A 23,998-nucleotide genomic window follows, 5' to 3' on the forward strand; every position below is an offset into this window, starting at 1 on the left:
TGCTAATTTCTGCTTGCCGATGCGGCGGCCGCGCCGTGGGCAAGCTGCTGTCCAGGCACGAGCCGGCGTACTCCTCCGTAGTTCTCCGGCCAGGATGCGCGCAGCGCCTGACGCGCCGACGCGCCGTCGTCGATGGAGGCGGCAGGTTCTCACATTCGCCGCGCCGGCTGTTCTCGACGCACGCCGGCATCGCGTCCGCCGATGGCGGTCAGGCCGGCGCACTGACGCCGCTCAATCCCGCCTGCGCCGATTCATTGCCCCCGCACAGTCCCACTTCGGACGCAAAAGCTATCGATAACGATTTGCATTAAGGGGATGTCGGGGGAGACGGGCGATGTCGTTCACGGGGCTGCGGTCAGTCGTCTTGTGTCTTGGCCTGCTCGCCCTGCCCGCGCTTGCGGCGGACAAATCTGTAGCGCCCTATCTCGCGGCAGCTCCGCAAAAGCCGACCTTGCTGCAAATGCTGGCTTCAGTGTTGAAGCCGAAATCGGCGCACGCGGCGCCGTCCGAGCACAGGCCGAGAATCCGCCACGCCACCGCGGCGGTGAGGAAGCAGCCGAAGGCGCCGTCAGCACCTGCCGTAACCGAGGCGCCGGTGGCTGAGCCCACCACGGTCGGCGCCGCCGTGGCGCCACCGGCCCAGCTCTCCGAAGCCGAGCTCGCCGCCAAGGGGCTGGAGCTGTTCAACGACGCGAGCCTCTCCGGCGGCGGCAAGGCGTCCTGCGCGACCTGCCACTTCTCGACCGGGCATACCAACAACAAGACCTATGTCGGCCTCGACGTGGTCGCCGACGGCGATCCCAATGGCCGGAATACGCCGACGCTGTGGGGCGTCGGCGAGCGTGCGGTGTTCGGCTGGACCGGCCAGGCGCCGACCCTGGAGGACAGCATCCGCGGCATCATCGTCAATCGCATGAAGGGGCCGGAGCCGTCGCCGGAGACCCTGGCGGCGCTGGTCGCCTATGTGCGCACGCTGAACTACCCGGCGAACTGGCAGGTCAAGGGGGACGGCACGCCGAGGGAGGATGCCAGCGCGGCCGTCAGGCGCGGCTATGAGCTCTATATCGGCGACGGCGGTTGCGGCACCTGCCATCAATTGCCGAGCTTCGACAAGAAGAGCAAAGACGACATCGGCACCGGCGGCAAGTTCAAGGTGCCGACCCTGCATGCGGCCGCGTCGACCGCGCCGTATTTCCACGACGGCCGCACGGCGTCGCTGCGCGACGCCGTCAAGCTGATGTGGGAGTTCTATGCCAAGAAGATGGAGACGCGGCTGCCGACCGAGGCCGAGCTCGACGATCTCACCGCCTATGTCGGCGCGCTGTAGCGTCGGGCTGAGCTGGGTCGCGCTTCACCGTCATTCCGGGGCGATCGGCAATGCGCAGCCGTGAAGCGGCTGTGCGTCGACGATCGAACCCGGAATCTCGAAGTGATTGGGGATTGAGCGCAAGGCAATGTCGAGATTCCGGGTTCAAGGCCTGCGGCCTTGCCCCGGAATGACGGAGTGCATGACAAGTCTGGAAGCAGACGTCAGATATTCGCGCCGAGATCGGCGATGTCGTCGAACAGCACGGATGTCCGCGACAGCAGCGCCTCGAGCTCGTCGGTGGCGTCCGCAATCCCGCGCGTCGCGGTGTCGATCACCAGCTCCGCATCGAGCGGCGGCTCGTAGTCGGTGCCGATGCCGGTGAAGTTCTGCAGATTGCCGGCGCGGGCCTTGGCGTAGTGGCCCTTGGGGTCGCGGCTCTCGCAGATCTCGGCGGCCGTCGCGACGTAGACCTCACGGAACAGGTCGCCGGCGACGCGGCGCGCAGCCGCGCGGTCCTCGCGCGCGGGCGATACCGCGGCGACGATCGCGATGTGGCCGTTGCGGGCGAGATGGGTCGCGACCTCAGCGAGGCGACGGATGTTCTCGGCGCGGTCCTCCGGCGTGAAGCCGAGATCCTTGTTGAGGCCGGCACGGACGGTGTCGCCGTCGAGCAGCACCGGGGCGCCGCCGCGGCTGAACAGCCGCCGCTCCAGCGCGCGCGCCAGGGTCGACTTGCCGGCGCCGGGCAGGCCGGTCATCCACACGACGGCGCCCTTGTGGCGATAGCGGTCGGCGCGCTCCTGCGGCTGCAGCGCCGATTCCACCGGCATGATGTCGACCGGTGCGGCGCGCTTGCCAGCGGCGATCGACAGCACCAGCCCGCCGCCGGCGATGCGGCCCTGCACCTCGATGACGAGACGGCCGGTGCGCGCATTCTCGGTGTAGGGATCGACGGCGACCGGCTGGGTCAGTGCGATCTCGATCTCGCCGACATGGTTGCGCGCGATCGATGCGTTCTCTTCGTTGGACAGCGAGCCCGGGTCGACCGCCTTCGCGATCGCGACGACGCTGCCGCGCGCCTCGCGGGTGCCGAGCCGGACCAGGATGCTGTCGCCTTTCGACAGCGGCTGGTCGTGCAGCCAGAAGATGCGGGCATGCAGCCGGCGCGCCGCCTGCGGCTCGCGGCCGACATGGGCGATGACGTCGCCGCGTTCGATGAACAGCTCGCGATCGAGCGTGATGCCGACCGAGCGGCCCGCACCCTGCGCCGTGGTCACCGGGGTCTGCGGCCAGCCCTCGACGGTCCTGATCTTGGCGATCTTGCCGGCGGGCATGATCACGATCTCGTCGCCGGCGCGCAACTCGCCGGCCTCGACGCGGCCGGCGACGATGCGGCGGTCGTCAAACTTGTAGATCGCCTGCACCGGCAGGCGCAGCGGCAGGCTCGACAGCGGCTTGGCCGGCTCCAGCCCGTCGAGCGCCTCGACCACGGTCGGGCCGTCGTACCAGCCGATCCGCGAGGTCAGCTCGGCGACGCCGTCGCCGTCGCGCGCGGAGATCGGGATGACGGCGACCGGCTTGACGCCAAGGCCTTCGAGATGCGCCGAGATCTCGGCCTTGATCGCGTCGAAGCGGTCTTCGCCGAAATCGACGCGGTCCATCTTGTTGACGACGACCGCGACCTGCTTCACGCCGAGCAGATGCAGGAGATAGCCGTGGCGGCGGGTCTGGTCGCGCACGCCTTCGAGCGCGTCGATGATCAGCACCGCGCCATCGGCCTGCGAGGCGCCGGTGATCATGTTGCGCAGGAATTCGGCGTGGCCGGGCGCGTCGATCAGCACGACCTCGCGCGCATTGGTGCGGAAGCGGATCTGCGTGGTGTCGATGGTGATGCCCTGGTCGCGCTCGGTCTGCAGCGCGTCGAGCAGGAACGACCATTCGAACGGCATGCCGCGGCGGGCGGAGACGGCCTGCAGCATCTCCAGCTTGCCCTCGGGCAGGCTGCCGGTCTCATGCAGCAGACGGCCGACCAAGGTCGACTTGCCGTGATCGACATGGCCGACGATCACGATGCGGACCTGCGGACGGGTGGTGCCGTTCGGCGTGGCGGGGACGGCTGACGGGACTCGCATGTTCATCGCCTCGTCCCCCCTCACAGATAGCCGGCGACGCGAAGCCGCTCGAAGGCGTCCTCGGTCTCGTGGTCGAGCGCGCGGCCGGCACGCTCGGGCACCTTGGTGCTTTCGAGTTCGGCGAGAATCTCGGGGATGTTCGAGGCGTTCGACGCGACCGGGAAGGTGATGTCCTGATCGCCGAGCGAGCGATAGCGCTTGCCGTTCCTGGACAGATACAGCGGGATGATCGGAATGTTCTCGCGCGCCGTGTAGGCCCAGATGTCGGCCTCGGTCCAATGCAGGATCGGATGGATGCGCAAGTGAGCGCCCTGCGGCGGCGAGGCGTTGAAGTGATCCCAGAATTCCGGCGGCTGGTCGCGCACATCCCAATGGCCCTCGGCCCCGCGCGGCGAGAACACGCGCTCCTTGGCGCGCGTCGCCTCCTCGTCGCGGCGGATGCCCGCGATCAGGCCGTCGAAGCCATGCTTGGCGAGCGCCATCTTCAGGCCCTCGGTCTTGCGCGCAGCCGAGCGTGCGGCGGGCGGCAGGGTGGGATCGACGGCATCGATCGGCGGGCACGGCTCGACCTTGAGATCGAGGCCCCATTCCTTCGCGTAGGTGTCGCGGAAGGCGTACATCTCGGGAAACTTCTTGGCCGTATCGACATGCATGGCGGGGAACGGCACCCGGCCGAAGAACGCCTTGCGCGCCAGCCAGATCATCACGTTGGAATCTTTTCCCAGCGACCACAGCAGCGCCAGCTTCTTCAGCCGTGCAAAGGCCTCGCGAAGGATGTAGATGCTCTGCGCCTCCAGCTCGTCGAGATGGTCCATCGTCGGTGCGGCGTTGAGGACGCGCGGCATGGAAGATGCTTGCTCGATCTCGGAGGAGGGCAACCGATCTCTGGAAACGTCGTTTGTGAGAATGTGCATGCTATCAGCCATCGCCTGCCTGGGAGAAAATTCTATGGCGGAGCCAAGGAATAATTTTCTCTTTACGTCGTGGGCGGGACACTTATATAGAAAATAATTCCAGTCAACCCCCAAGTGCCGAAGCTGAAGAACGCAATGCAATATCTGCCGGTGTTTCTCGATCTGAAGACCGGCCCCGTGCTGCTGATCGGCGCGGGCGAGCTCGTGCGCGCCAAGCTTCGCGTGTTGCTGTCCGCGGGCGCACGGATTCGCTGGTTCGCCACCGACGGCGACTTCGATCTCGCGGGTCTGCGCGATCAGCACGGCCGGATCGAGCGCGCCGAAGGCGACCCGCTGAGCGCCGATCTCACTGGCGTCATCGCCGTGCTGTGCGCGGGCGCTGCCGACATCGGCGTTGCGATGTCGGCGCGGGCGCGCAGCGTTGGTCTGCCCGTCAACGTCATGGATGACCTCGCGCATTCCAGCTTCATCTTTCCGGCGATCGTCGATCGCGGCGACGTGGTGGTGGCGATCGGCACCGGCGGCTCCTCGCCCGTCGTGGCACGCCGCGTGCGCGAGCGCATCGAGGCGCTGCTGCCGGCGCGGATCGGCGAGCTCGCGAGCTTCATCGGCGACTTCCGCAAGACCGTCAACCCGCAGATCGCCGAGATGACGCTGCGCCGCCGCTTCTGGGAGCGCATCGTCGACGGCCCGATCGGCGCGCTGGTGCTGGCGGGCCGCAAGCAGGAAGCGGAGGCGGCGCTGCGTGGCATTGCCGATCCCGCGGCGTTTGCGGGCGCGGATCATGCCGGCCGCAGCAACGGCCATGTGACCTTGGTCGGCGCCGGTCCCGGCGATCCCGACCTGCTGACGATCAAGGCGCTGCGCGCGCTGCAGGACGCGGATGTCGTGTTCTACGACGAGCTGGTCACGCCTGAGATTCTCGACCGCATCCGCCGCGATGCCTCGCGCGTGCCGGTCGGCCGCCGCGTCGGCAAGCCCGGCATTGGCCAGGACGCTGTGAACAGGCTGCTGATCGAAGCGGCACGCGAGGGCAAGCGCGCGGTCAGGCTGAAAGGCGGCGACTCCTACGTGTTCGGCCGTGGCGGCGAGGAGGTCGATGCGCTGCGCAAGGCGGGCGTGTCCTACACGATCGTGCCCGGCATCACCGCCGGCCTCGGCGCCGCCGCGCAGTTCGAGGTGCCGCTGACCTTCCGCAGCAAGGCGCTGCGCATCACCTTCCTCACCGCGCACAAGGAGCGCGATGCCGAGGCGGTCGACTGGTCGGCGCTGACTGACACCAAGATGACCGTCGTCGTCTACATGGGCATGACCGCGGCGCCGGCGGTGCGCGCAGGGCTCCTCGCGGCGGGCCGCTCGCCGCAGACGCCGGTCGGTGTGTTCGCGAAGGTGACGCGCCCCGATGCGCAGGCGGCGGTCGGCACGCTCGATCAGTTGCCGGATCTCGTCGGCCAAATCGATGGCGGTCCGGCCATCCTCATCATCGGTGACGTCGTGGCGCACTCCGCGCCGTGGCGTCAGCAGACTATCAGTGGCGTGATCGCACAACTCCTGGAACCCGTCTGAATGACCTCCCCGCTGCAACAGAAGATCAAGATCACCGGGCCCTCGATCATCACCGCGAACCGGACCTGGGATGGCGCGGTGATCTACCGCACCGGCACCAAGAGCTGGTCGGATGAGCTCTCCGATGCGGCGATCGTCCGCACCGCCGACGAGGCGCGCGCCCTGCTGTCGGAAGCGGTGGCCGACGATCTCGGTGCGATCGGTCCCTACATCGCGCCGGTCGAGGTGGGCGCCGACGGTGCGGTCAAGCCCGGCAATATGCGCGAACACGTCCGGCTCACGGGCGCCTCCATCGCGCTCCCGGCTCAAGTCTGAAGGCCTGTCATGTACGCTTATGACGAAATCGACCGTACCTTGGTCAACGAGCGCGTCGCCGAATTCCGCGACCAGGTGAAGCGGCGCCTGTCGGGCGAATTGTCCGAGGACGAGTTCAAGATGCTGCGGCTGCAGAACGGCGTCTATCTGCAGCTCCACGCCTACATGTATCGCATCGCCATCCCCTACGGCACGCTGGCGTCGAACCAGCTCCGCCGGCTGGCCCATGTCGCGCGCCGCTACGACCGCGGCTACGGTCACTTCACGACGCGGCAGAACATCCAGTTCAACTGGATCAAGCTCGCCGAGCTGCCGGATGCGATGGCCGACCTCGCCGAGGTCGGCATCCAGTCGATGCAGACCTCCGGCAACAACATGCGCAACGTCACCTCGGATCAGTGGGCGGGCGTCGCGCCGGGCGAGGTCGAGGATCCCAGGATCTGGGCGGAGCTGCTGCGCCAGTTCACGACGCTTCACCCGGAATTCTCGTTCCTGCCGCGCAAGTTCAAGATCGCGATCACGGCGTCCGACCACGACCGCGCCGCGATCAAGATCCATGACATCGGCCTGCGTCTCAAGAAGAACGAGCAGGGCGAAACCGGCTTCGAGGTGCTGGTCGGCGGCGGCCTCGGCCGCACGCCGTTCATCGCCAAGACCATCAAGCCGTTCGTCCACGGCCACGACATCCTCAGCTATGTCGAGGCGATCCTGCGCGTCTACAACCAGTACGGCCGCCGCGACAACATCTACAAGGCGCGCATCAAGATCCTGGTGCATGAGCTCGGCATCGAGAAGTTCGCCGCCGAGGTCGAGGAGGAGTGGCAGCAGATCCGCGACGGCGTGCTCAAGCTCGATCAGGGGATCATCGAGGACATCCGCTCGCGCTTCTTCTATCCGGCCTACGAGACGCTGCCGCACATGCCGGAGGAGCTGAAGCAGGCGGCGCACGATCCGAAGTTCGAGGCATGGCGCAAGAACTCGGTCTTCCCGCACAAGGTGCAGGGCTATGCCATCGTGACCGTGTCGCTGAAGCCGATCGGCAAGCCGCCTGGCGATGCGACCGCCGACCAGATGGATGCGCTGGCCGACATCGCCGACAAATACTCGTTCGGCGAGATCCGGGTCGGGCATGAGCAGAACCTGGCGCTGCCGCACGTCCGCAAGCGCGACCTGCCGGCCGTGTGGAAGGCGCTCGAGGCCATTGGCCTCGCGATCCCCAACGTCAACCTCGTGTCCGACATCATCGCCTGTCCGGGCCTGGACTACTGCTCGCTGGCGAACGCGCGCTCGATCCCGATCGCGCAGGAGATCACGCGCCGCTTCGCCAATCACGACACGGCGAACCTGATCGGCCGGCTGCACATCAACATCTCCGGCTGCATCAATGCCTGCGGCCACCATCATGTCGGCCATATCGGCATCCTCGGCGTCGAGAAGAACAACGAGGAATTCTATCAGATCACGATCGGCGGCCGCGCCGACGAGGGCGCCGTGCTCGGCACCCTGATCGGACCCGCGGTGCCCTATGCCGAAGTGGCCGATGTCGTCGAGGACATCGTCGAAGCCTATCTTGCGCTGCGCGCGAGCCCCGAGGAGCTGTTCGTCGACACGGTGAAGCGGCTCGGGGTCGAACCATTCAGGGAGCGGGTCTATGCCACTCGTTAAGGGCGGACACATCATCGCGGACGCGTTCGTCCGCCTCACCGACGATGCCGAACTGCCGGCGCAGGGCGCGATCCTCGTCTCCGAGACGCGTTTTCTCGCCGGCCCCGACGCGCTGGTCAGCCGCTCCAGTGGCAAGCTCGGCGTGATCTGGCCGAACAATCGCGACGTCGACGATCTCGTGCCGTATCTCGACCGGCTCGCGCTGGTCGCGCTGGTGTTTCCGAGTTTTCGCGACGGCCGCGCTTATACCCAGGCGCGCCTGTTGCGCGAGCGCTATGGCTTCCGCGGCGAGCTGCGCGCGACGGGGCAGGTGCTGCGCGATCAGTTCGTGTTCATGCTGCGCGCCGGCTTCGATGCCTTCGACGTCAAGAAGCAGGCCGATGCCGAGGCGTTCACCGAGACCGTGAAGCGCTATTCGGTGTTCTATCAGCCGACCGGCGACGGCCGGATCTCGGCGCTGCATCAGCGCCTGCAACTGCGCCATTCGGAGAGTGCCGGGCTGTGAGCACGCTGGCTGCATCGCCTTCCGTTGCGGAGATCCCGGTCGCGGCGCTCGACGCCGCGCTGCGCACGGCCGCGCCGCATGAGGTCATTGCCGCTGCTCTCGCGGCGATCGGTCGCGAGCGGCTGGCGGTGGTGTCGTCGTTTGGAACGGAGTCGGCTGCGCTCCTGAAGGTGACGTCCGACGTCGATCCGGCGATCCCGGTGATCTTCCTCGACACCGGGCACATGTTCGCGGAGACGCTGGCCTATCGCGACCGGCTCATCGAGATCCTCGGCCTGCAAGACGTCCGCTCGATGAAGCCGGACGCCGCCGCGCTCGAGCGCGAGGACGCCGACAACGATCTGTGGTTCTCCGATCCCGACGCCTGCTGCCGCATCCGCAAAGTCGAGCCGCTGGCACGCGCGCTGGCGCCGTTCGCCGCCTGGATCAACGGCCGCAAGCGTTTCCAGGGCGGCTTGCGGGCGGCGATCCCGGTCGTCGAGCAGGACGGCGTGCGGGTGAAATTCAATCCGTTCGCCAATGTGACCCGCGAGGAGATCGCGGCGATCTACCGCTCTGCCAATCTGCCGCAGCATCCGCTGGTCGCCGCCGGCTTCCGTTCGATCGGATGCATGCCCTGCACAAGCCGCGCCGACTCCGGCGAGGACGAGCGGGCCGGCCGTTGGCGCGGCCGTGACAAGACCGAATGCGGCATCCACACGATCGCGACCTCGAAGGTGTAGTTCGAAACTCACCGGCCGGCTGACCTGGCAGCCCATGACGACATTGTGCCGCGGCAAGAACAGCTATCCCAACGCCGAGCGCTTCGTAGCAAAATGCCTATGTCCGGCCGGAAACAAGAAAATCCGGTTCCGTTGACTCCGACGTGAACATTTGGCGATCTGCAGTGCGCGCCTGCAACATTGCGGGCGGTGAATGGAACGGAGAGCTTGGATGAAGATGCGACGTCTTCTGGCTGCGGTCGCAGGCCTGGCATGGGCAGGATCGGCCTACGCCGCGGACATCAGTCTGCTCAACGTCTCCTATGACCCGACCCGCGAGCTCTACGTCGAGTTCAACAAGGCGTTTTCAGCCGCCTACCAGAAGGAGACCGGCAAGAGCGTCGAGGTCAAGCAGTCGCATGGCGGCTCCGGCGCACAGGCCCGCAGCGTCATCGACGGGCTGCAGGCCGACGTCGTGACCCTGGCGCTCGCCTATGACATCGACGCGATCGCGGGCAAGGGTCTGCTCGACAAGGAATGGCAAAAGCGACTGCCGCAGAATGCCTCGCCCTACACCTCGACCATCGTTTTCCTGGTGCGCAAAGGCAATCCCAAGGGCATCAGGGACTGGGACGACCTGCTCAAGAAGGGCGTCGACGTCATCACGCCCAATCCGAAGACATCCGGCGGCGCGCGCTGGAACTATCTGGCTGCCTGGGGCTATGCGCTGAAGAAGTTCGGCTCGGCCGACAAGGCCAAGCAGTTCGTCGGCGACCTCTATCAGCACGTCCCTGTGCTCGACACCGGCGCCCGCGGCGCCACCGTGACCTTCGTGGAGCGCGGTGTCGGCGACGTCCTGCTCGCCTGGGAGAACGAGGCGCATCTGGCCCTGCGTGAGTTCGGCAAGGACAAGTTCGAGATCGTCGCGCCGCAGCTGTCGATCCTGGCCGAACCGCCAGTTGCGGTGGTCGACTCGGTGGCCGACAAAAAGGGCACGCGAAGTGTGGCTGAATCCTACCTGAAATACTGGTATACAAAGGAAGGTCAGGAAATTGCCGCACGCAACTCCTACCGTCCGCGTGATCCCGAGGTGGCCAAGAAGTACGAGGCTGCCTTCGCCAAGGTCGAGCTGTTCACCATCGACGAGGTGTTCGGCGGCTGGACCAAGGCCCAGAAGGACCATTTTGCGGAAGGCGGAATCTTCGATCAAATCTACAAGAATTGATCGAATCAGAAGGAACAAGTTGGTGACCGCCGATCTGATACGGCTTCGAGACAACAAGGCAAGAAGCTGGCGTTGCGGCGATCTGCGATATCGCGCATGAGACGCGGTCCCCGGTCTCGATTGCCGAGACGAGGCTGGGGGCGGCGGCCGGACACCACAATCGATTCAAGCCCATCGACACCGATCATCAACGGACCAGGCCTTTTTTTGAACGTACTTGCACCACGTCGCAGCACCTTGCCAGGCTTTGGTCTCACCATGGGGCTGACGCTGACCTGGCTGTCGCTGATCGTCCTGATTCCACTGGCGGGACTGTTCGTTCGCTCGACCGATCTCAGCCTGGAGCAGTTCTGGGGCATCGTCACCAGCCGTCGCACCTTGAGCGCGCTGAAGATCTCGTTCGGGCTCGCCTTCGCCGCCGCCTGCGTCAATCTGGTGATGGGCACCATCGTCGTCTGGGCGCTGGTGCGCTACCGCTTTCCCGGGCGCCGCCTGTTCGACGCCATCGTCGACGTGCCGTTCGCGCTGCCGACGGCGGTGGCGGGCGTGGCGCTGACGGCGCTGTTCGCACAGAAGGGCTGGCTCGGCGCGCCGCTCGCCGCAATGGGCATCAAGGTGGCGTTCACGCCGCTGGGCATCTTCGTTGCGATGATCTTCATCGGCATCCCCTTTGTCGTCCGCACCGTGCAGCCGGTGCTGATCGATCTCGATCCGGAGATCGAGGAGGCGGCGGCGAGCCTCGGCGCCGGGCGCTGGCAGATCGTGGCCCGCGTGATCCTGCCGAGCCTGACGCCGGCGCTGCTCACGGGCTTCGCACTCGCCTTTGCGCGCGCGGTCGGCGAGTACGGATCGGTGATCTTCATCGCCGGCAATCTGCCGAACGTCTCCGAGATCGCGCCGCTGCTGATCGTGATCCGGCTGTCCGAATTCCGCTACGCCGATGCCACCGCGATTGCGGTGGTGATGCTGGTCGTGGCGTTCCTCATCATCTTTGCCGTGAACCGGTTGCAGCGCTGGGCGCAGAGCCGGGCGCCCTTGAACTAGGACCCGACATGAGCGTGGAGATGACCCTGCAGGCGCCATCCGTGGCATCGTCCGCGGCCAGCCCGCACGTCGCGCAGGCCGGCCGCCCCGATCCGCGCACCGAGCCGCGCCTGGTCCGCATCGTCATCACGACGCTGGCGTTGGCGTTCCTGTCGGTGTTCGTGGTGCTGCCGCTGATCGTCGTGTTCGTGGAAGCGTTCGGCAAGGGCATCGCGGCCTATTTCACCGCGCTTGCCGACGCCGAGGCGTGGGCCGCGATCCGCCTGACGCTGCTGGTGGCGCTGGTCTCGGTCGGAACCAATCTCGTGTTCGGCCTGTGCGCCGCCTGGGCGATCGCCAAGTTCGACTTTCCGGGCAAGACGTTCCTGATCACCCTGATCGATCTGCCGTTCTCGGTGAGCCCGGTGATATCGGGCCTCGTGTTCGTGCTGCTGTTCGGCGCGCAGGGGTTCTTCGGCCCGTGGATGCAGAGCCATGGCCTGCAGATCCTGTTCGCCTTTCCCGGCATCGCGTTGGCGACCGTGTTCGTGACCTTCCCGTTCGTGGCGCGCGCACTGATCCCGCTGATGCAGGAGCAGGGCACGCAGGAGGAGGAGGCGGCGATCTCGCTCGGCGCGTCCGGCCTGCAGACGTTCTTCCGCGTCACCCTGCCGAACATCAAATGGGGCGTGCTGTATGGCGTGCTGCTCTGCAACGCGCGCGCGATGGGCGAGTTCGGCGCCGTCTCGGTCGTGTCCGGCCATATCCGCGGCGAGACCAATACGATGCCGCTGCTGGTCGAGATCCTCTACAACGAATACCAGATGGTCGCCTCGTTCGCGATCGCCTCGCTCTTGGCGATGCTCGCGCTGATCACGCTGGTCGTCAAAACCGTCCTCGAACGGCAACTCGATGAGGGAGGTCCGCGTGACCATTGAAGTCAGGGGTGTCGTCAAGACGTTCGGCACGTTCAAGGCGCTCGACGGCGTCGATCTCAAGGTCGCCGACGGCGAATTGCTGGCGCTGCTGGGCCCGTCCGGGTCGGGCAAGACGACCTTGCTGCGGATCATCGCCGGGCTGGAGTGGCCCGATTCTGGCGAGATCCTGTTCGACGGCGAGAGCGCGCTCGATCGCGGCGCGCGCGAGCGTCACGTCGGCTTCGTGTTTCAGCACTACGCGCTGTTCCGGCACATGAACGTGTTCGAGAACGTCGCCTTTGGCCTGCGCGTGCAGCCGCGCCGCATCCGCAAGAGCGAGGCTGAGATCCGCGCGCGCGTGAAGGAGCTGCTCGACCTCGTCCAGCTCGACTGGCTCGCCGATCGCTATCCGAGCCAGCTCTCCGGCGGCCAGCGCCAGCGCATCGCGCTGGCGCGCGCACTCGCCATCCAGCCGCGCATCCTCCTGCTCGACGAGCCGTTCGGCGCGCTCGACGCCAAGGTGCGCAAGGAGCTGCGGCAATGGCTGCGCACCCTGCATCACTCGATCAACGTCACCTCGATCTTCGTGACGCATGATCAGGAGGAGGCACTCGAGGTCGCGCACCGCGTCGTGGTGATGGACAAGGGCCGCATCGAGCAGGTCGGCTCGCCCAGCGACGTCTATGACAGCCCGGCGACCGCGTTCGTGCACGGCTTCATCGGCGAGTCGATCATGCTGCCGGTCGAGATCGCCGGCGGCGCGGTACATCTCAACGGGCGGCCGCTGGACCTGGCTGCAGGGGGCGTGGCCGCGGGCGCCTCGACCTTGTTCGTGCGCCGGCACGACATGTTGATCGGTCCGGCGGACAGCGGCACGCTGCACGGCGCCGTCACCCACGTCCGCAGCTTCGGCCCGGTGCAGCGCGCCGAGATCGCGCTGACTGAAGGCTCGACCATCGAGATCGACGCCCCCCGCGACCGCGAGCTCCGGATCGGCGACCGCATCGGCCTGAAGCCGCGGCATTATCGGATTTTCGCGGCCGGGTAGGGGCTGCTCGGGCTCGTCCCGGCTCTCTGCCAAACATGCGGTGTCGTCCCGGACAAGCCCGGCAACGCGAAAGCGTTGGCGGGCGCTGATCCGGGACCCATACGCCGTGAAGCTTGCTTGAGGCACGCCGGAGCGGCATCGGGTCTCACCACGACCGCTGCGGAGTAAGGTCCGGCTCAAGGCCAGGACGACACCGAGGGCGTCGTGCCGTTCCTGGCTTGACCGAACTGCTCCTATGGTTGACGAACGGTTGCCGGCAGGAATGGCCGCAATTGTCGCGACGGAACTTACCGCCGATTCACCTTTCAGCCACGGTTGATGTGCAACAACCCGCCTCTCGCATCGGCATAGGGATTGGTTCATTGAAGCGTTTGGCTCTCGCTCTCTCCATTGCATTCCTGCTCGCCGGCTGTGCGGCCGAGACGCCGGTCGTGCAGGCGCCGACCATGTATGCCGATATGGCGGTCGCGGGCGCCAAGCTCGATGCGGTGGCTGCGGCGACGATGATCTCGCAATACCGCCAGAACAACGGGCTCGGCACGGTCGAGGTCGATCCCGAGCTGATGCGGCTGGCGGAATCGCAGTCGCAGGCGATGGCCGACAAGAACAAGCTCGATCATGACGTGCGCGCCCCGCTGGCGAAGCGCCTGACGGGTGCCGGCTATGACGCTGTCGTCGCGGTCGAGAACGTGTCGGCCGGTTATCATACGCTGGCGGAAGCGTTTTCCGGCTGGCGTGACTCGCCGCCGCATCGCGCCAACATGCTCAAGAGCGGTGTCACAAAAATAGGCATCGCAGCGAGCTATGCTCCGAACACCAAGTACAAAGTGTTCTGGACCATGATCCTGGCCGCGCCGGACGGCAAGAAGCCCTCCTGACAGGCTGGGCTGCCGCCGCCCTGCGCAGGCCGCGTGCGCATGGCTCGCGCGCGAGTCAGGCCGGCCTAGCCCTTGGGGTGGATTGACGTCACCGCGAAGTGACGCCACGGTGGCGCCTTGCTTTGCTAATGACCGTGATAATGACGCAACATCCATTTCCCCCGCTGCCTGCAACCCCCGCCGAATCGCAACGCGTGCTCGTCCTGCAGGGCGGCGGCGCGCTCGGCTCCTATCAGGCCGGCGCCTATCAGGCACTGTGCCATTTCGATTTCGAACCGGAATGGGTCGCCGGTATCTCGATCGGCGCCATCAATGCCGCGATCATCGCCGGCAACGACCGGGAGAAACGCATTGGCCGTCTCAAGGAATTTTGGGAGATGGTGTCGTCGCCGGTGCCGTGGAAGCCGCTGCTCAATGGCGATCATCACCGCTCGGCCTTCAACGAAGTCAGCGCCGGGCTGATCGCGGCGTTCGGCGTGCCCGGCTTCTTCACGCCGCGCTTCCCACCGGCGCCCCTGTGGCCGTCAGGCACGCTGCAATCGGTCAGCTATTACGACACCGCGCCGCTCAAGCGGACCCTGGAACGGCTGGTCGATTTCGACCGCATCAACGATCTGAAGACGCGGCTCTCCGTCGGAGCCGTCGGCGTCACCACCGGCAACTTCACCTATTTCGACAATGTCGAATTCAGGAAGCAGGGCAAGCGGATCGGGCCCGAGCACATCATGGCGTCGGGCGCGCTGCCGCCCGGCTTCCCGCCGGTCGAGATCGACGGCGAGCACTATTGGGACGGCGGCATCGCCTCCAACACGCCGCTGGACTACGTGCTCGATACCGAGACCGATCGTGATCTGCTGATCTTCCAGGTCGATCTGTTCTCCGCGCGCGGCGATCTGCCGCGGACGCTGCTGGAGGCCGCCGAGCGCGAGAAGGACATCCGCTATTCCAGCCGGACGCGGATGAACACCGACAAGAACCGCATGATCCACAACACGCGCAAGGCGCTGCGCGAGCTCTATGCCAAGCTGCCCGACGAGCTGCGCAACGATCCCTCGCTTGAGATCCTGTGCAAGGCGGCGCAGGAAAACACCGTCACGGTGGTGCACCTGATCTATCGCAGCAAGAACTACGAGACGTCCTCCAAGGACTACGATTTTTCCCATGTCGCGATGGTCGAGCATTGGGAAGCGGGCGTGCGCGATGTCCACCAGTCGATGCGCCACAAGGACTGGCTGGAGCGGCCGCAGTCCGGCGAGACCATGGTCACCTACGATCTCACGCAGGACGGCAGTCTCGCTGCCGCCAAGAAGGAGTGAAGCAATGACGACGAATCTGAAGGGCAAGACCGCGGTCGTGACCGGCTCGACCAGCGGCATCGGGCTGGCCTATGCGCGCGCCTTCGCGTCCGCCGGCGCGAACATCGTGCTCAACGGTTTCGGCGCGCCAGCCGACATCGAGAAGGAGCGTGCGGCGATCGAGAGCGACTTCAAGGTCAAGGCCGTGCACTCGCCGGCCGACATGAGCAAGCCGGCCGAGATCGCCGGCATGATCGCGCTCGGCGAGACCACGTTCGGCTCGGTCGACATCCTCGTCAACAATGCCGGCATCCAGTTCGTCTCGCCGGTCGAAGACTTCCCGCCGGAGAAGTGGGAGCAGATCATCGCGATCAACCTGTCGTCCGCGTTCTACGGCATCCGTGCCGCCGTGCCCGGCATGAAGAAGCGCGGCTGGGGCCGCATCATCAACACGGCGTCCGCGCATTCGCTGGTCGCCTCGCCGTTCAAGTCGGCCTATGTCTCGGCCAAGCACGGCATCGCCGGCCTCACCAAGACCGTGGCGCTCGAACTCGCGACCTTCAAGATCACCTGCAACTGCATCTCGCCGGGCTATGTCTGGACGCCGCTGGTCGAGAAGCAGATCCCCGACACGATGAAGGCGCGCAACCTCACCAAGGAACAGGTCATCAACGACGTGCTGCTCGCGGCGCAGCCGACCAAGGAGTTCGTGACCTCCGAGCAGGTCGCGGCGCTGGCGCTGTTCCTGTGCGGCGACGATGCGGCGCAGATCACCGGCACCAACCTCTCGATCGACGGCGGTTGGACGGCGGCGTAACGATCGCAGGGAGCGCTGAACAAGGCACCAGTTTCGCGCCGGGGCGGGTTTCGCTTCGGCGCGGTCCATTCTACAAGCGTGCGTTTCCACGACCAGCGCACGGACCCTCGACCTTGCTCACCACCATCATCGGCCTCGGCGCCGCCATCTGCACCACGAGCTCGTTCCTGCCGCAGGTCATCAAGGCCTGGCGGTCGCGCTCGACCCATGACATCTCGATGGGCATGTTCGTTCTGCAGACCACCGGCAACTCGATGTGGCTGCTCTACGGCGCGTTGATCAGCGACCTGCCGCTGGTCGTCGCCAACGCGATCACGCTCGGCCTGGTGGCGGCGATCCTCGGCCTGAAGCTGCGCTACGGCTAGGAAACCTCAGCCGATCAGCTGCGGCGGGCGAACACGTTGGCGGTGGTGGACGCGACGCTCTGGCCCGGCGGCAGCACGACCACGGTCGATCCGAGCTGGACGTGGTTGTAGAGGTCGGCGACGTCGGTATTGGTCATGCGGATGCAGCCCGACGAGATCGCCTGGCCGATATATTCGGGCTGGTTGGTGCCGTGGATGCGGTACAGGGTGTCCTTGTTGCCCTCGTACAGATAGATGGCGCGGGCGCCGAGCGGATTCGCCGGGCCGCCGGCGACGCGCTTCGGATACGGCCCGAGGCGCGCCTGGATGTCGGCGGTGGGAACCCAGTCCGGCCATTCCGCGAGCTTGCCGACGGTGGCGACGCCGGAGAAGGCCATCGCCTCTTCGCCGACGGCGACGCCGTAGCGGATCGCCTTGCGGTCGGGCAGCACGTAGTACAGGAAGCGCGCATCGGTATCGACGACGATCGTGCCCGGCTGTTCCTGCCGGGTGTAGTCGACGATGTGGCGCTGGAACTGTTGCGGGATCTGCGCCTCGGCATAGGGCGCGTGCGCCAGCAACTGACGGTCGCGGGGCGTCAACGCCGCGTCTGACGTCGGCGACAGCGTCGCTTCCATGCAGCCGGCCAGCATCACGGTTCCGGCCAGCGATAGTGCGACCCCCAGTCTCGACATCTCATTCTCCCCCAGCGCGCATTCAAATCATGTGCCCGGAGGATCGCGCCAATATCAAGGCGTTGCACCCAACACTTGCGTGATCGCCGGGCGAGACGAGGCGTGGCGGCACGACGCTCGCAGTTCCGCCAAGGCGAGGCCAAGATGACGCAACAGATGCGTCAATATGGTTTCCTCAAGATGCCTTGCCGAAGGCGAGGACATGCAGCCCGAGCCGCTGCTTGACGATCCGGAACAACAGCACGGTCTCGAAGGCCAGCGACAGCGAGGTCGCCGCCGCGGCGCCGTGGCCGCCGAACTGCGGCACCAGCAGGATGCAGAGCACGAGGTTCATGACGAAGGCCGCCGCATAGGCCATGGCGCAGGCGCGCTGCTGGCCCAGCATGTTGAGCAGCCGCTCCACCGGTCCGATCGCGGCGCGTACGACGAGCCCGATTGCGGCGATGAACATGATGTCGTAGCCGGCGGTGAACTGCGCGCCGAACAGAAACAGCAGCGGCTTGCCGAGCGCGAGCAGCACCAGCGTCGCCGCGAGCGAGGGCCAGAACGTCCACTTGATCGCATGCGCGACATAGGCCGACAGCCGCGCCTTGTCGCCGAGCGCGTGGTATTCGGCGAAGCGATGCGCCGTCGTCGCCGACATCGCGTAGTGGATGAACGACACCAGCGCGAGCGTCTTCACCACCGCGAAATAGATGCCGACCTCCTCGGAAGAGCGGAATTGCTGCAGCACCAGCACGTCGGTGTAGGACAGCAGCAGATAGAAGCTCTCGACCAAGAGGATCGGCAGCGAGATCGCGAGCCAGCCGCGGAGATCATATTGTTTGGGACCTGGCTCGACGTGGCCGCGGAGCCGGTTGTTCAGCACCAGCATCTGGCCGAGCATCGCAAGCCACACTGCGGCCGCGCTCGCGGCCATCGCAGCGGTGGCGCCGAGATCGAGGCCGAGCACGAAGGCGCCTGCCGTGAAGCCGATGATCAGCGTCTGGCGGATGATGAATTGCGGCATCAGGCCGAGCGTCATCCAGTCGTGCGAGCGGGCGATGCCGTCCTGGGTGTTGGCGACGACGAAGGCTGGCAAGGTGAGGCAGCCGATGTAGAGCGGCATGCGCTCGCCGGCGTCGATCCAGGGCGACAGCAGCGCGATCAGGCCGGCGAGCAGCAGCGCCGCAGCGGTGGACGTCGCCAGCGTCAGCCAGCGTCCGCCGGAGAGGAAGCCGCGCAGCAGCGCCTGCTGGCCCGAGGTGCGGTAGTCCGGAATGATCTTCTGCGCCGAGGAGGCGATGCCGACATCCAGCATGCTGCCGAGCAGCAGCACCCAGGTCCAGACATAGACATAGGTGCCGTAGTCCGAGCCACCCATCCAGCGCGCGAGCAGGATCTGGCTGAGATAGGCGAGGCCCGCGCTGAGCACGCGGATCAGGAAGATGGTGCCAGCCAGGCGGCGCGTCAGCGATGCCTCGCCGCTGCCGCCGAGCGCGGCCAGGCGCGCCTTCAGGCGGGCCGCGAGGCCGGTCGATGCGGGGGCGTTGCGGGCATCCATCACGGCCACGGCGGGGTCCGGCTCCACGGCCGCGCGGATGGCGGCGATGGTGCTTCCCTATCAACGCAACGTTAAGATTGAGTTGGGCCGGCGCCGCGTCGGTCGCGCGGCGCTACCGCCGTCACGGCAGAGTGAAGTTGAACTCGTAAGACTTGTCGGGGCCGACCAGCGTGAATTTCAGGGCCGCGCCGTCCGGCTTCACGCCCGGCGGAACGCCGTCGAGCTCGAAGGCGAAGCGCTTGATGCCCGGCATGCCGCTGTCGCGCACGGTCGGGATCGGCAGTGCCCAGTCAGGCGTCGGCCCCTCGACATAGAGCTGGACACCGCGCGGATCGGCGACGGCGACGTCGACGACGACGTCCTTCGGGCCGTCGCGCTTGACGTCGCGGATCGTCAAGGGAATGGCGTCGCCGACAGTGGCCGGCTTCGGCACCGTGTCGAGGGCCGCCGAGAGCGCCGTATCCTCGGTGCTGGCGACGCTGGTGAAGGCGAGCTCGGCCTTTGCTTCGACGGGAATGCAGATCTTCTCGCAGACCGCGTAGCTGACGTCGGCGCGCAGGGTCATCGGCTTGTCGGGGTTCTTGGCGACGATGCGCAGCGGCAGCACGACCTGATCATGATAGCCGAGCGAGTGTCCGCCGGCGCCGTCATCGAACTTTGTCGGCGCGGGCCACAGAACCGTCACCGCTTCGACGTTCTCCGACTTGGAAAAGTCGAACCGCGGCGGCACGCCAGAATCGCCGGGCGTTCGCCAATAGGTCTTCCATCCCGGCTGCAGCGCGAAGGCGATGCCGCCCAGCATGACCGGACCGCTGCGCGAGCCCGCGAGCAGGCGCACCGCGGAGTGGCTGTCGCGCTGCCAGGGCGAGGAATCCTGCGCCTGCGCGCCGAACGCAAGGCAGGATGATACGACGGTCGCGACGAGCAGTGTGGCAGAGTGGTGAGGAACCAAGGCGGACATGAGACGTCTTTAGAGTGCGGTTCGGGCGCAAACCATTGAAATGCTTGTGAGCAGATTTCCTCGCGAGGACCTGAACCTTGATTGACAGATGCGCATCCCAATATCAGGATATCGATGATCATGAGAGTCCTTGCGGATGAATCCTGAGGCAAAAAGGCTGGGCGACATTCGCCGCAAAGTGACAGGGATCGGGGATCACACCTCTCACGGTGGTTACCTCGACGGTCAGCTGCTGGTTGCGATGCCCGTGATGGGCGATTCCCGTTTCGAGCGCTCGGTGATCTATCTCTGCGCGCACTCGGCCGAGGGCGCCATGGGTATCATGGTGAACCGGCCGGCGGGCAGCATCGACTTCCCTCAGCTCCTGATGCAACTGAATATCATCGAGAAGAGCGATCAGATCAGCCTGCCCGACAGCGCCGAGACGATGAAGGTGCTGAGCGGCGGCCCGGTCGATACCGGGCGCGGCTTCGTGCTGCATTCGAGCGACTACTTCATCGCCAACGCGACCTTGAAGATCAACGACGGCGTCTGCCTGACGACGACGATCGACATCCTCAAGGCGATCGCCAAGGGCGACGGTCCGAAGCACGCCATCCTCGCCCTCGGCTATGCCGGCTGGCGCGCCGGCCAGTTGGAGGAAGAGATCCAGGACAATGGCTGGCTGCATTGCGACGCCGATCCGGAGCTGATCTTCGGCGACAATGTCGACGCCAAATACGATCTCGCGCTGCGCAAGATCGGCATTGATCCCGGCATGCTGTCCAACGCCGCCGGGCACGCATAGGCCTTATCGTCCGGTTGGAGCTCCCGTGCTCGCTGGGATCAGAGAAGGCTCAATGGGGCGCTCTGCCTCTCCGCCGTCATTGCGAGCGCAGCGACTTGTCCGCCGAAGCTTGGAGAGCGTAGGCGGAAGCAATCCAGAATGTCCACCGCGGATGCTGTCTGGATTGCCTCTGCGCTTCGCTCCTCGCAATGACGACATGGAGAGGGATGAGGCCGCGCATCTCTGCTGAAGGCAGAACTACTCCGCCGCCTGCTGCGCGACCGTCGGTTCGGTGCCGGCCACCGTGGCGCGGCGCATGTCGCGCGGTTGCGACTGATCGTAGCGACGCACGCGATGCATGGTCTGCCTGTTGTCCCACATGATCAGGTCGTGCAGCGTCCATTTGTGGACGTAGACGAACTCGGGCCGCGTGGCATGCTCGGTGAGGTCGCGCAGCAGCAGCCGGCCTTCCGGCATGCTCATGCCGATGATGGCGCCGGCATGCGATGACAGATAGAGCGACTTGCGGCCATGGGCAGGATGAGTGCGGACCAGCCGCTGCCTGACCGGCTTGAACATCTCCTTCTCCTCGTCGGTGTAGTCGAGGAAGCCGAGCGCGCCGCGCGAATACATCAGCGAATGTTCGCAGACGAGATCCTCGATCTCGGCCTTGGTCTCCTGGTCGAGCGCGTCATAGGCGGCGCGCATGTCGGCGAATTCGGTGTTGCCGCCCTTCGGGTTCACGATCCGCGCCGAGAGGATCGAGTATTTCGCCGGGATCGGCCGGAACGAGCTGTCGGAGTGCCACAGGCAGTTGCCGAGATTGAACAGATGCGTGCGATGGTCTGATGGCAGCGGCTTGCCATCCTTGCCGAGATTGGAGACGTCGTTGAGGCCGGTGGTGAGGCGGTAATCCTCCTTCTTGGTGACGGTGCCGCCGCGCGCCTGCTCGCGGTCGCCGAAGCTGAGCGCGAAGGCGAGCTGCTGCTCGTCGGTGACGTCCTGATCGTGAAATACGAGAACGGCGTAGTGATCGATCGCGGCCTGCAACTGCGCGACCTCGTCCCCAGCGAGAGGCTTGCGCAGATCGACACCGGACACTTCGCCGACGAAATGCGGATGCAACTGCCGGATGGCGATCGCCATGATGTCCTCCTCGCGTCCTCATCAGGGCGGACACCTGTCCGCTTCTTCTGAAGGAAGAGGCTACGCCGGCGATGCGCGAAGTCAACGCAAGGCGCGGATCGCCGCCTGCACGGCTGTCATGCCGGCGCGTCAGACGTCATGCATTGCGGGCCATCAGCCCGCCGTCCACCGGGATCACCGCTCCGGTGAGGAACGAGGCGGCCGGCAGGCACAGGCTCAAGGTCATGTGCGCGACTTCTTCGGGATCGCCATAGCGGCCAAGCGCGGTGCGGCGCCGCGCGTAGACCGCCTTCTGCTCGTCGGGAATGCGCGCGGTCATCGCCGTGGTGATCGGGCCCGGACAGATGCAGTTGACGGTGATGCGATCGCGGCCGAGCTCGACCGCGAGCGAGCGCGTCAATCCGGTCACCCCGGCCTTTGCAGCCGAATAGGCGCTGTGCCGCGCGGTTGCGCCGAGCGCCTCGGTCGAAGCGATGTTGACGATGCGCGGGCTGTTAGAGCGGCGCAGATGCGGCAGCGCGGCACGGATGACGCGCTGCTGCGCCGTCAGCATGATGGCAAGCCCTCTTGCCCAGGCCTCGTCGTAGGCTTCGTCGTCGATCGCGACATGCACCGAGATGCCGGCATTGTTGACGATGACGTCGAGCCCCCCGAAATGCGTCGCAGCATCGCCGACGACGGCCGCGATGGCGTTGCGGTCGACGAGGTCGAGCCGCCAGGCGCGCGCCGTTCCGCCGCTGGCCTCGATGTCTGCCGCCACCGCGCGGGCCGCGTCCTCATCGACATCGGTGACTGCGACCCTGGCGCCTTCATCGGCGAACACGCGCGCGGTCGCGCGCCCCATCCCCGACGCTGCGCCGGTGATCAGGACGGTCAATCCCTTGACCGAGCGGCTGAGTTGCCTGTGCTGGTGCATATTTGCGGCTCACGGAAAAATGCGGATCGCATGCTCGCCGTCGGGATTATCACTGATCGGACGCATTCGGTAGGCACCGATCCGGCATGGCCGAATTCTCGTTGCCGACGACACAAATCAACAAACCGGAGTGATCATGGTGCTCTCCACGACCTTCATGCGCCTGGCATTGGTGATGGGACTCGTTGCGACCACGGCTGCGCGAGCCGAGAGCATCAATGCCGGCGATCGCAAGGCAAGCGCCGTGCGCCCGTTCGAGGCGCGGAGCGTTGCCGAGTTCGATACGCCCTGGGCCATCGCCTTCCTGCCGGATGGGCGGATGCTGGTCACGGAGAAGCCGGGCCGGATCTTTCTCGTCACGCAAGGTGGGCAGAAGATCCAGATCGGCAACGTGCCCGCCGTCGCGGCGCGCGGACAGAACGGCCTCCTGGACATTGCGGTGTCGCCGAGCTTCGCGACGACGTCGCAAATCTGTCTCACCTACACCGAGCCGAGCAGCGAGGGCAGCCGGCTCGTCCTGACCCGTGCCGTGTTGTCGGTTTCGAATGACAACGCCACGCTGACCGACCCCACCGTCATCTGGCGCCAGACGCCCGCCGGCGGCGGCGGTCAGCCCGGCGGCATCATCGCGTTCGATCCGTCGGGAACGCATCTGTTCCTGACCGTCGGCGACCGCATGCAGCCGAACAGCGCCCAGGATCCACGGCAGGCGCGCGGCAAGGTGCTCAGGCTCGATCTCGACGGCGCGACTCCGTCGGACAATCCCATGGCCGAGGACAAGGGCGTGCCGGCCCAGACGTGGACCACCGGCCACCGCAATCCCTACGGGCTCGCCTTCGCATCAGATGGCAAGCTCTGGCTGCACGAGATGGGACCGCGCGGCGGCGACGAACTGAACTTGATCGAGCCGGGCAAGAACTACGGCTGGCCGCTGGTGTCGAACGGCGACAATTACAACGGCACGCCGATCCTGCGGCATGCGACGCGGCCCGACCTCGCGCCGCCGCCGCTCTATTGGGATCCTGTGATCGCGCCGGCCGGCCTGGTCTTCTATGATGGTCCGATGTTTCCGCAATGGAAGGGATCGGCGCTGATCGGAGGCTTGCGGGTGCACGCGCTGGTCCGCGTTGCCTTCCGGGCCGATGGTCAGCCTGACGAGGCCGAGCGCTGGGACATGGGCGAGCGCATCCGCGACGTCGCCGTGGCGCCGGACGGCGCCGTCTGGGTCATCGAGGACGACTCGCCCGGCCGCCTGCTGCGGCTGACACCGATGAAGTAGCTGCGCAGCAGCATTGATGCGAAGGCGCCGATGCCGGG

23 protein-coding genes are annotated in these 23,998 nt (G+C 66.3%); 16 read left to right on the forward strand and 7 right to left on the reverse strand.

Annotated elements, in window-relative coordinates; genetic code table 11:
* Nucleotides 1-334 precede the first annotated feature (334 nt).
* Nucleotides 335-1,327 (forward strand): cytochrome-c peroxidase, encoded by a 993-nt coding sequence (locus tag QX094_RS16535; protein WP_316188033.1) that lies wholly within the window; start codon nt 335-337, stop codon nt 1,325-1,327.
* A 203-nt stretch (nt 1,328-1,530) separates the two neighbouring features.
* Here QX094_RS16535 and cysC read toward each other — a convergent pair whose 3' ends face one another.
* Nucleotides 1,531-3,447 carry an adenylyl-sulfate kinase gene (gene cysC, locus QX094_RS16540; RefSeq protein ID WP_316169494.1) on the reverse strand — a complete coding sequence of 639 codons (1,917 nt, stop codon included), beginning with the start codon at nt 3,445-3,447 and terminating at the stop codon, nt 1,531-1,533.
* A 14-nt stretch (nt 3,448-3,461) separates the two neighbouring features.
* Entirely contained in the window at nt 3,462-4,286 is an 825-nt protein-coding gene (cysD, locus tag QX094_RS16545; protein ID WP_315826002.1) for a sulfate adenylyltransferase subunit CysD, read from the reverse strand.
* A gap of 204 nt (nt 4,287-4,490) precedes the next feature.
* On the opposite strand from cysD, the gene cysG reads away from it, so the two are divergent.
* The 13 genes from cysG (at nt 4,491) to QX094_RS16610 (ending at nt 16,675) form a co-directional block, all read left to right on the forward strand.
* On the forward strand, nt 4,491-5,921 hold the full coding sequence (gene cysG / locus QX094_RS16550; RefSeq protein WP_316188034.1) for a siroheme synthase CysG: 1,431 nt from the start codon (nt 4,491-4,493) through the stop codon (nt 5,919-5,921).
* The gene (locus QX094_RS16555) at nt 5,922-6,236 is read left to right on the forward strand and encodes a DUF2849 domain-containing protein (protein ID WP_316188035.1); all 315 of its coding nucleotides are present in this window, start codon (nt 5,922-5,924) and stop codon (nt 6,234-6,236) included.
* 9 nt (nt 6,237-6,245) lie between these two features.
* A complete protein-coding gene (locus tag QX094_RS16560) occupies nt 6,246-7,901 on the forward strand; it encodes a nitrite/sulfite reductase (protein ID WP_315826004.1) in 1,656 nt (551 codons plus the stop codon).
* The gene (locus tag QX094_RS16565) at nt 7,888-8,406 is read left to right on the forward strand and encodes a DUF934 domain-containing protein (RefSeq protein ID WP_316188036.1); all 519 of its coding nucleotides are present in this window, start codon (nt 7,888-7,890) and stop codon (nt 8,404-8,406) included. The genes QX094_RS16560 and QX094_RS16565 overlap by 14 nt, the downstream gene beginning before the upstream one ends.
* Complete coding sequence (locus QX094_RS16570) at nt 8,403-9,128, forward strand: phosphoadenylyl-sulfate reductase (protein WP_315713860.1); 726 nt, start codon at nt 8,403-8,405, stop codon at nt 9,126-9,128. Before QX094_RS16565 ends, QX094_RS16570 begins: the two co-directional genes overlap by 4 nt.
* Before the next feature lie 211 nt (nt 9,129-9,339).
* On the forward strand, nt 9,340-10,332 hold the full coding sequence (locus QX094_RS16575; RefSeq protein ID WP_316188037.1) for a sulfate ABC transporter substrate-binding protein: 993 nt from the start codon (nt 9,340-9,342) through the stop codon (nt 10,330-10,332).
* Nucleotides 10,333-10,539: 207 nt separating this feature from the next.
* Nucleotides 10,540-11,376, forward strand: coding sequence for a sulfate ABC transporter permease subunit CysT (gene cysT / locus QX094_RS16580; protein WP_315713861.1), 837 nt, complete (start codon nt 10,540-10,542; stop codon nt 11,374-11,376).
* 8 nt (nt 11,377-11,384) lie between these two features.
* Nucleotides 11,385-12,293, forward strand: coding sequence for a sulfate ABC transporter permease subunit CysW (gene cysW / locus QX094_RS16585; RefSeq protein ID WP_316165794.1), 909 nt, complete (start codon nt 11,385-11,387; stop codon nt 12,291-12,293).
* On the forward strand, nt 12,283-13,320 hold the full coding sequence (locus QX094_RS16590) for a sulfate ABC transporter ATP-binding protein (RefSeq protein ID WP_316188038.1): 1,038 nt from the start codon (nt 12,283-12,285) through the stop codon (nt 13,318-13,320). The genes cysW and QX094_RS16590 overlap by 11 nt, the downstream gene beginning before the upstream one ends.
* 362 nt (nt 13,321-13,682) lie before the next feature.
* Nucleotides 13,683-14,198: a CAP domain-containing protein gene (locus QX094_RS16595; protein WP_315714371.1), complete on the forward strand. Its 516-nt coding sequence runs from the start codon at nt 13,683-13,685 to the stop codon at nt 14,196-14,198.
* Between the two features lie 140 nt (nt 14,199-14,338).
* Nucleotides 14,339-15,514, forward strand: coding sequence for a patatin-like phospholipase family protein (locus QX094_RS16600; protein WP_316159343.1), 1,176 nt, complete (start codon nt 14,339-14,341; stop codon nt 15,512-15,514).
* A 4-nt stretch (nt 15,515-15,518) separates the two neighbouring features.
* Nucleotides 15,519-16,310 carry a 3-hydroxybutyrate dehydrogenase gene (locus tag QX094_RS16605; protein WP_172134430.1) on the forward strand — a complete coding sequence of 264 codons (792 nt, stop codon included), beginning with the start codon at nt 15,519-15,521 and terminating at the stop codon, nt 16,308-16,310.
* Between the two features lie 113 nt (nt 16,311-16,423).
* Nucleotides 16,424-16,675, forward strand: coding sequence for a SemiSWEET transporter (locus QX094_RS16610; protein ID WP_315713865.1), 252 nt, complete (start codon nt 16,424-16,426; stop codon nt 16,673-16,675).
* A gap of 14 nt (nt 16,676-16,689) precedes the next feature.
* Here QX094_RS16610 and QX094_RS16615 read toward each other — a convergent pair whose 3' ends face one another.
* From QX094_RS16615 to QX094_RS16625, 3 genes are all read right to left on the reverse strand, one after another.
* The gene (locus tag QX094_RS16615; protein WP_316188039.1) at nt 16,690-17,349 is read right to left on the reverse strand and encodes a L,D-transpeptidase; all 660 of its coding nucleotides are present in this window, start codon (nt 17,347-17,349) and stop codon (nt 16,690-16,692) included.
* Nucleotides 17,350-17,524: 175 nt separating this feature from the next.
* Nucleotides 17,525-18,901, reverse strand: a complete 1,377-nt coding sequence (locus QX094_RS16620) for a lipopolysaccharide biosynthesis protein (protein WP_316188040.1) — start codon at nt 18,899-18,901, stop codon at nt 17,525-17,527.
* Nucleotides 18,902-19,013: 112 nt separating this feature from the next.
* Nucleotides 19,014-19,853 (reverse strand): protein-disulfide reductase DsbD domain-containing protein, encoded by an 840-nt coding sequence (locus tag QX094_RS16625; RefSeq protein WP_315713869.1) that lies wholly within the window; start codon nt 19,851-19,853, stop codon nt 19,014-19,016.
* A gap of 136 nt (nt 19,854-19,989) precedes the next feature.
* Here QX094_RS16625 and QX094_RS16630 point away from each other — a divergent pair, with 136 nt between their 5' ends.
* Nucleotides 19,990-20,640 (forward strand): YqgE/AlgH family protein, encoded by a 651-nt coding sequence (locus tag QX094_RS16630; RefSeq protein WP_315713870.1) that lies wholly within the window; start codon nt 19,990-19,992, stop codon nt 20,638-20,640.
* Between the two features lie 237 nt (nt 20,641-20,877).
* Here QX094_RS16630 and QX094_RS16635 read toward each other — a convergent pair whose 3' ends face one another.
* Both QX094_RS16635 and QX094_RS16640 read right to left on the reverse strand, forming a co-directional pair.
* Nucleotides 20,878-21,765 carry a TauD/TfdA family dioxygenase gene (locus QX094_RS16635; protein WP_316188041.1) on the reverse strand — a complete coding sequence of 296 codons (888 nt, stop codon included), beginning with the start codon at nt 21,763-21,765 and terminating at the stop codon, nt 20,878-20,880.
* Between the two features lie 136 nt (nt 21,766-21,901).
* Entirely contained in the window at nt 21,902-22,681 is a 780-nt protein-coding gene (locus tag QX094_RS16640; RefSeq protein ID WP_315713872.1) for an SDR family NAD(P)-dependent oxidoreductase, read from the reverse strand.
* 136 nt (nt 22,682-22,817) lie between these two features.
* On the opposite strand from QX094_RS16640, the gene QX094_RS16645 reads away from it, so the two are divergent.
* Nucleotides 22,818-23,960, forward strand: coding sequence for a PQQ-dependent sugar dehydrogenase (locus QX094_RS16645; RefSeq protein ID WP_316188042.1), 1,143 nt, complete (start codon nt 22,818-22,820; stop codon nt 23,958-23,960).
* Nucleotides 23,961-23,998: the final 38 nt, after the last annotated feature.

The organism is Bradyrhizobium sp. SZCCHNS1050, from assembly GCF_032484785.1.
Classification (GTDB): domain Bacteria; phylum Pseudomonadota; class Alphaproteobacteria; order Rhizobiales; family Xanthobacteraceae; genus Bradyrhizobium.

Coding starts and splice junctions, on each gene's coding strand:
- QX094_RS16535 (WP_316188033.1), top strand. CDS start 335: ATGTCGTTCACGGGGCTGCGGTCAGTCGTCTTGTGTCTTGGCCTGCTC.
- cysC (WP_316169494.1), bottom strand. CDS start 3,447: ATGAACATGCGAGTCCCGTCAGCCGTCCCCGCCACGCCGAACGGCACC.
- cysD (WP_315826002.1), bottom strand. CDS start 4,286: ATGCCGCGCGTCCTCAACGCCGCACCGACGATGGACCATCTCGACGAG.
- cysG (WP_316188034.1), top strand. CDS start 4,491: ATGCAATATCTGCCGGTGTTTCTCGATCTGAAGACCGGCCCCGTGCTG.
- QX094_RS16555 (WP_316188035.1), top strand. CDS start 5,922: ATGACCTCCCCGCTGCAACAGAAGATCAAGATCACCGGGCCCTCGATC.
- QX094_RS16560 (WP_315826004.1), top strand. CDS start 6,246: ATGTACGCTTATGACGAAATCGACCGTACCTTGGTCAACGAGCGCGTC.
- QX094_RS16565 (WP_316188036.1), top strand. CDS start 7,888: ATGCCACTCGTTAAGGGCGGACACATCATCGCGGACGCGTTCGTCCGC.
- QX094_RS16575 (WP_316188037.1), top strand. CDS start 9,340: ATGAAGATGCGACGTCTTCTGGCTGCGGTCGCAGGCCTGGCATGGGCA.
- cysW (WP_316165794.1), top strand. CDS start 11,385: ATGAGCGTGGAGATGACCCTGCAGGCGCCATCCGTGGCATCGTCCGCG.
- QX094_RS16600 (WP_316159343.1), top strand. CDS start 14,339: ATGACGCAACATCCATTTCCCCCGCTGCCTGCAACCCCCGCCGAATCG.
- QX094_RS16605 (WP_172134430.1), top strand. CDS start 15,519: ATGACGACGAATCTGAAGGGCAAGACCGCGGTCGTGACCGGCTCGACC.
- QX094_RS16615 (WP_316188039.1), bottom strand. CDS start 17,349: ATGTCGAGACTGGGGGTCGCACTATCGCTGGCCGGAACCGTGATGCTG.
- QX094_RS16625 (WP_315713869.1), bottom strand. CDS start 19,853: ATGTCCGCCTTGGTTCCTCACCACTCTGCCACACTGCTCGTCGCGACC.
- QX094_RS16630 (WP_315713870.1), top strand. CDS start 19,990: ATGAATCCTGAGGCAAAAAGGCTGGGCGACATTCGCCGCAAAGTGACA.
- QX094_RS16635 (WP_316188041.1), bottom strand. CDS start 21,765: ATGGCGATCGCCATCCGGCAGTTGCATCCGCATTTCGTCGGCGAAGTG.
- QX094_RS16640 (WP_315713872.1), bottom strand. CDS start 22,681: ATGCACCAGCACAGGCAACTCAGCCGCTCGGTCAAGGGATTGACCGTC.
- QX094_RS16645 (WP_316188042.1), top strand. CDS start 22,818: ATGGTGCTCTCCACGACCTTCATGCGCCTGGCATTGGTGATGGGACTC.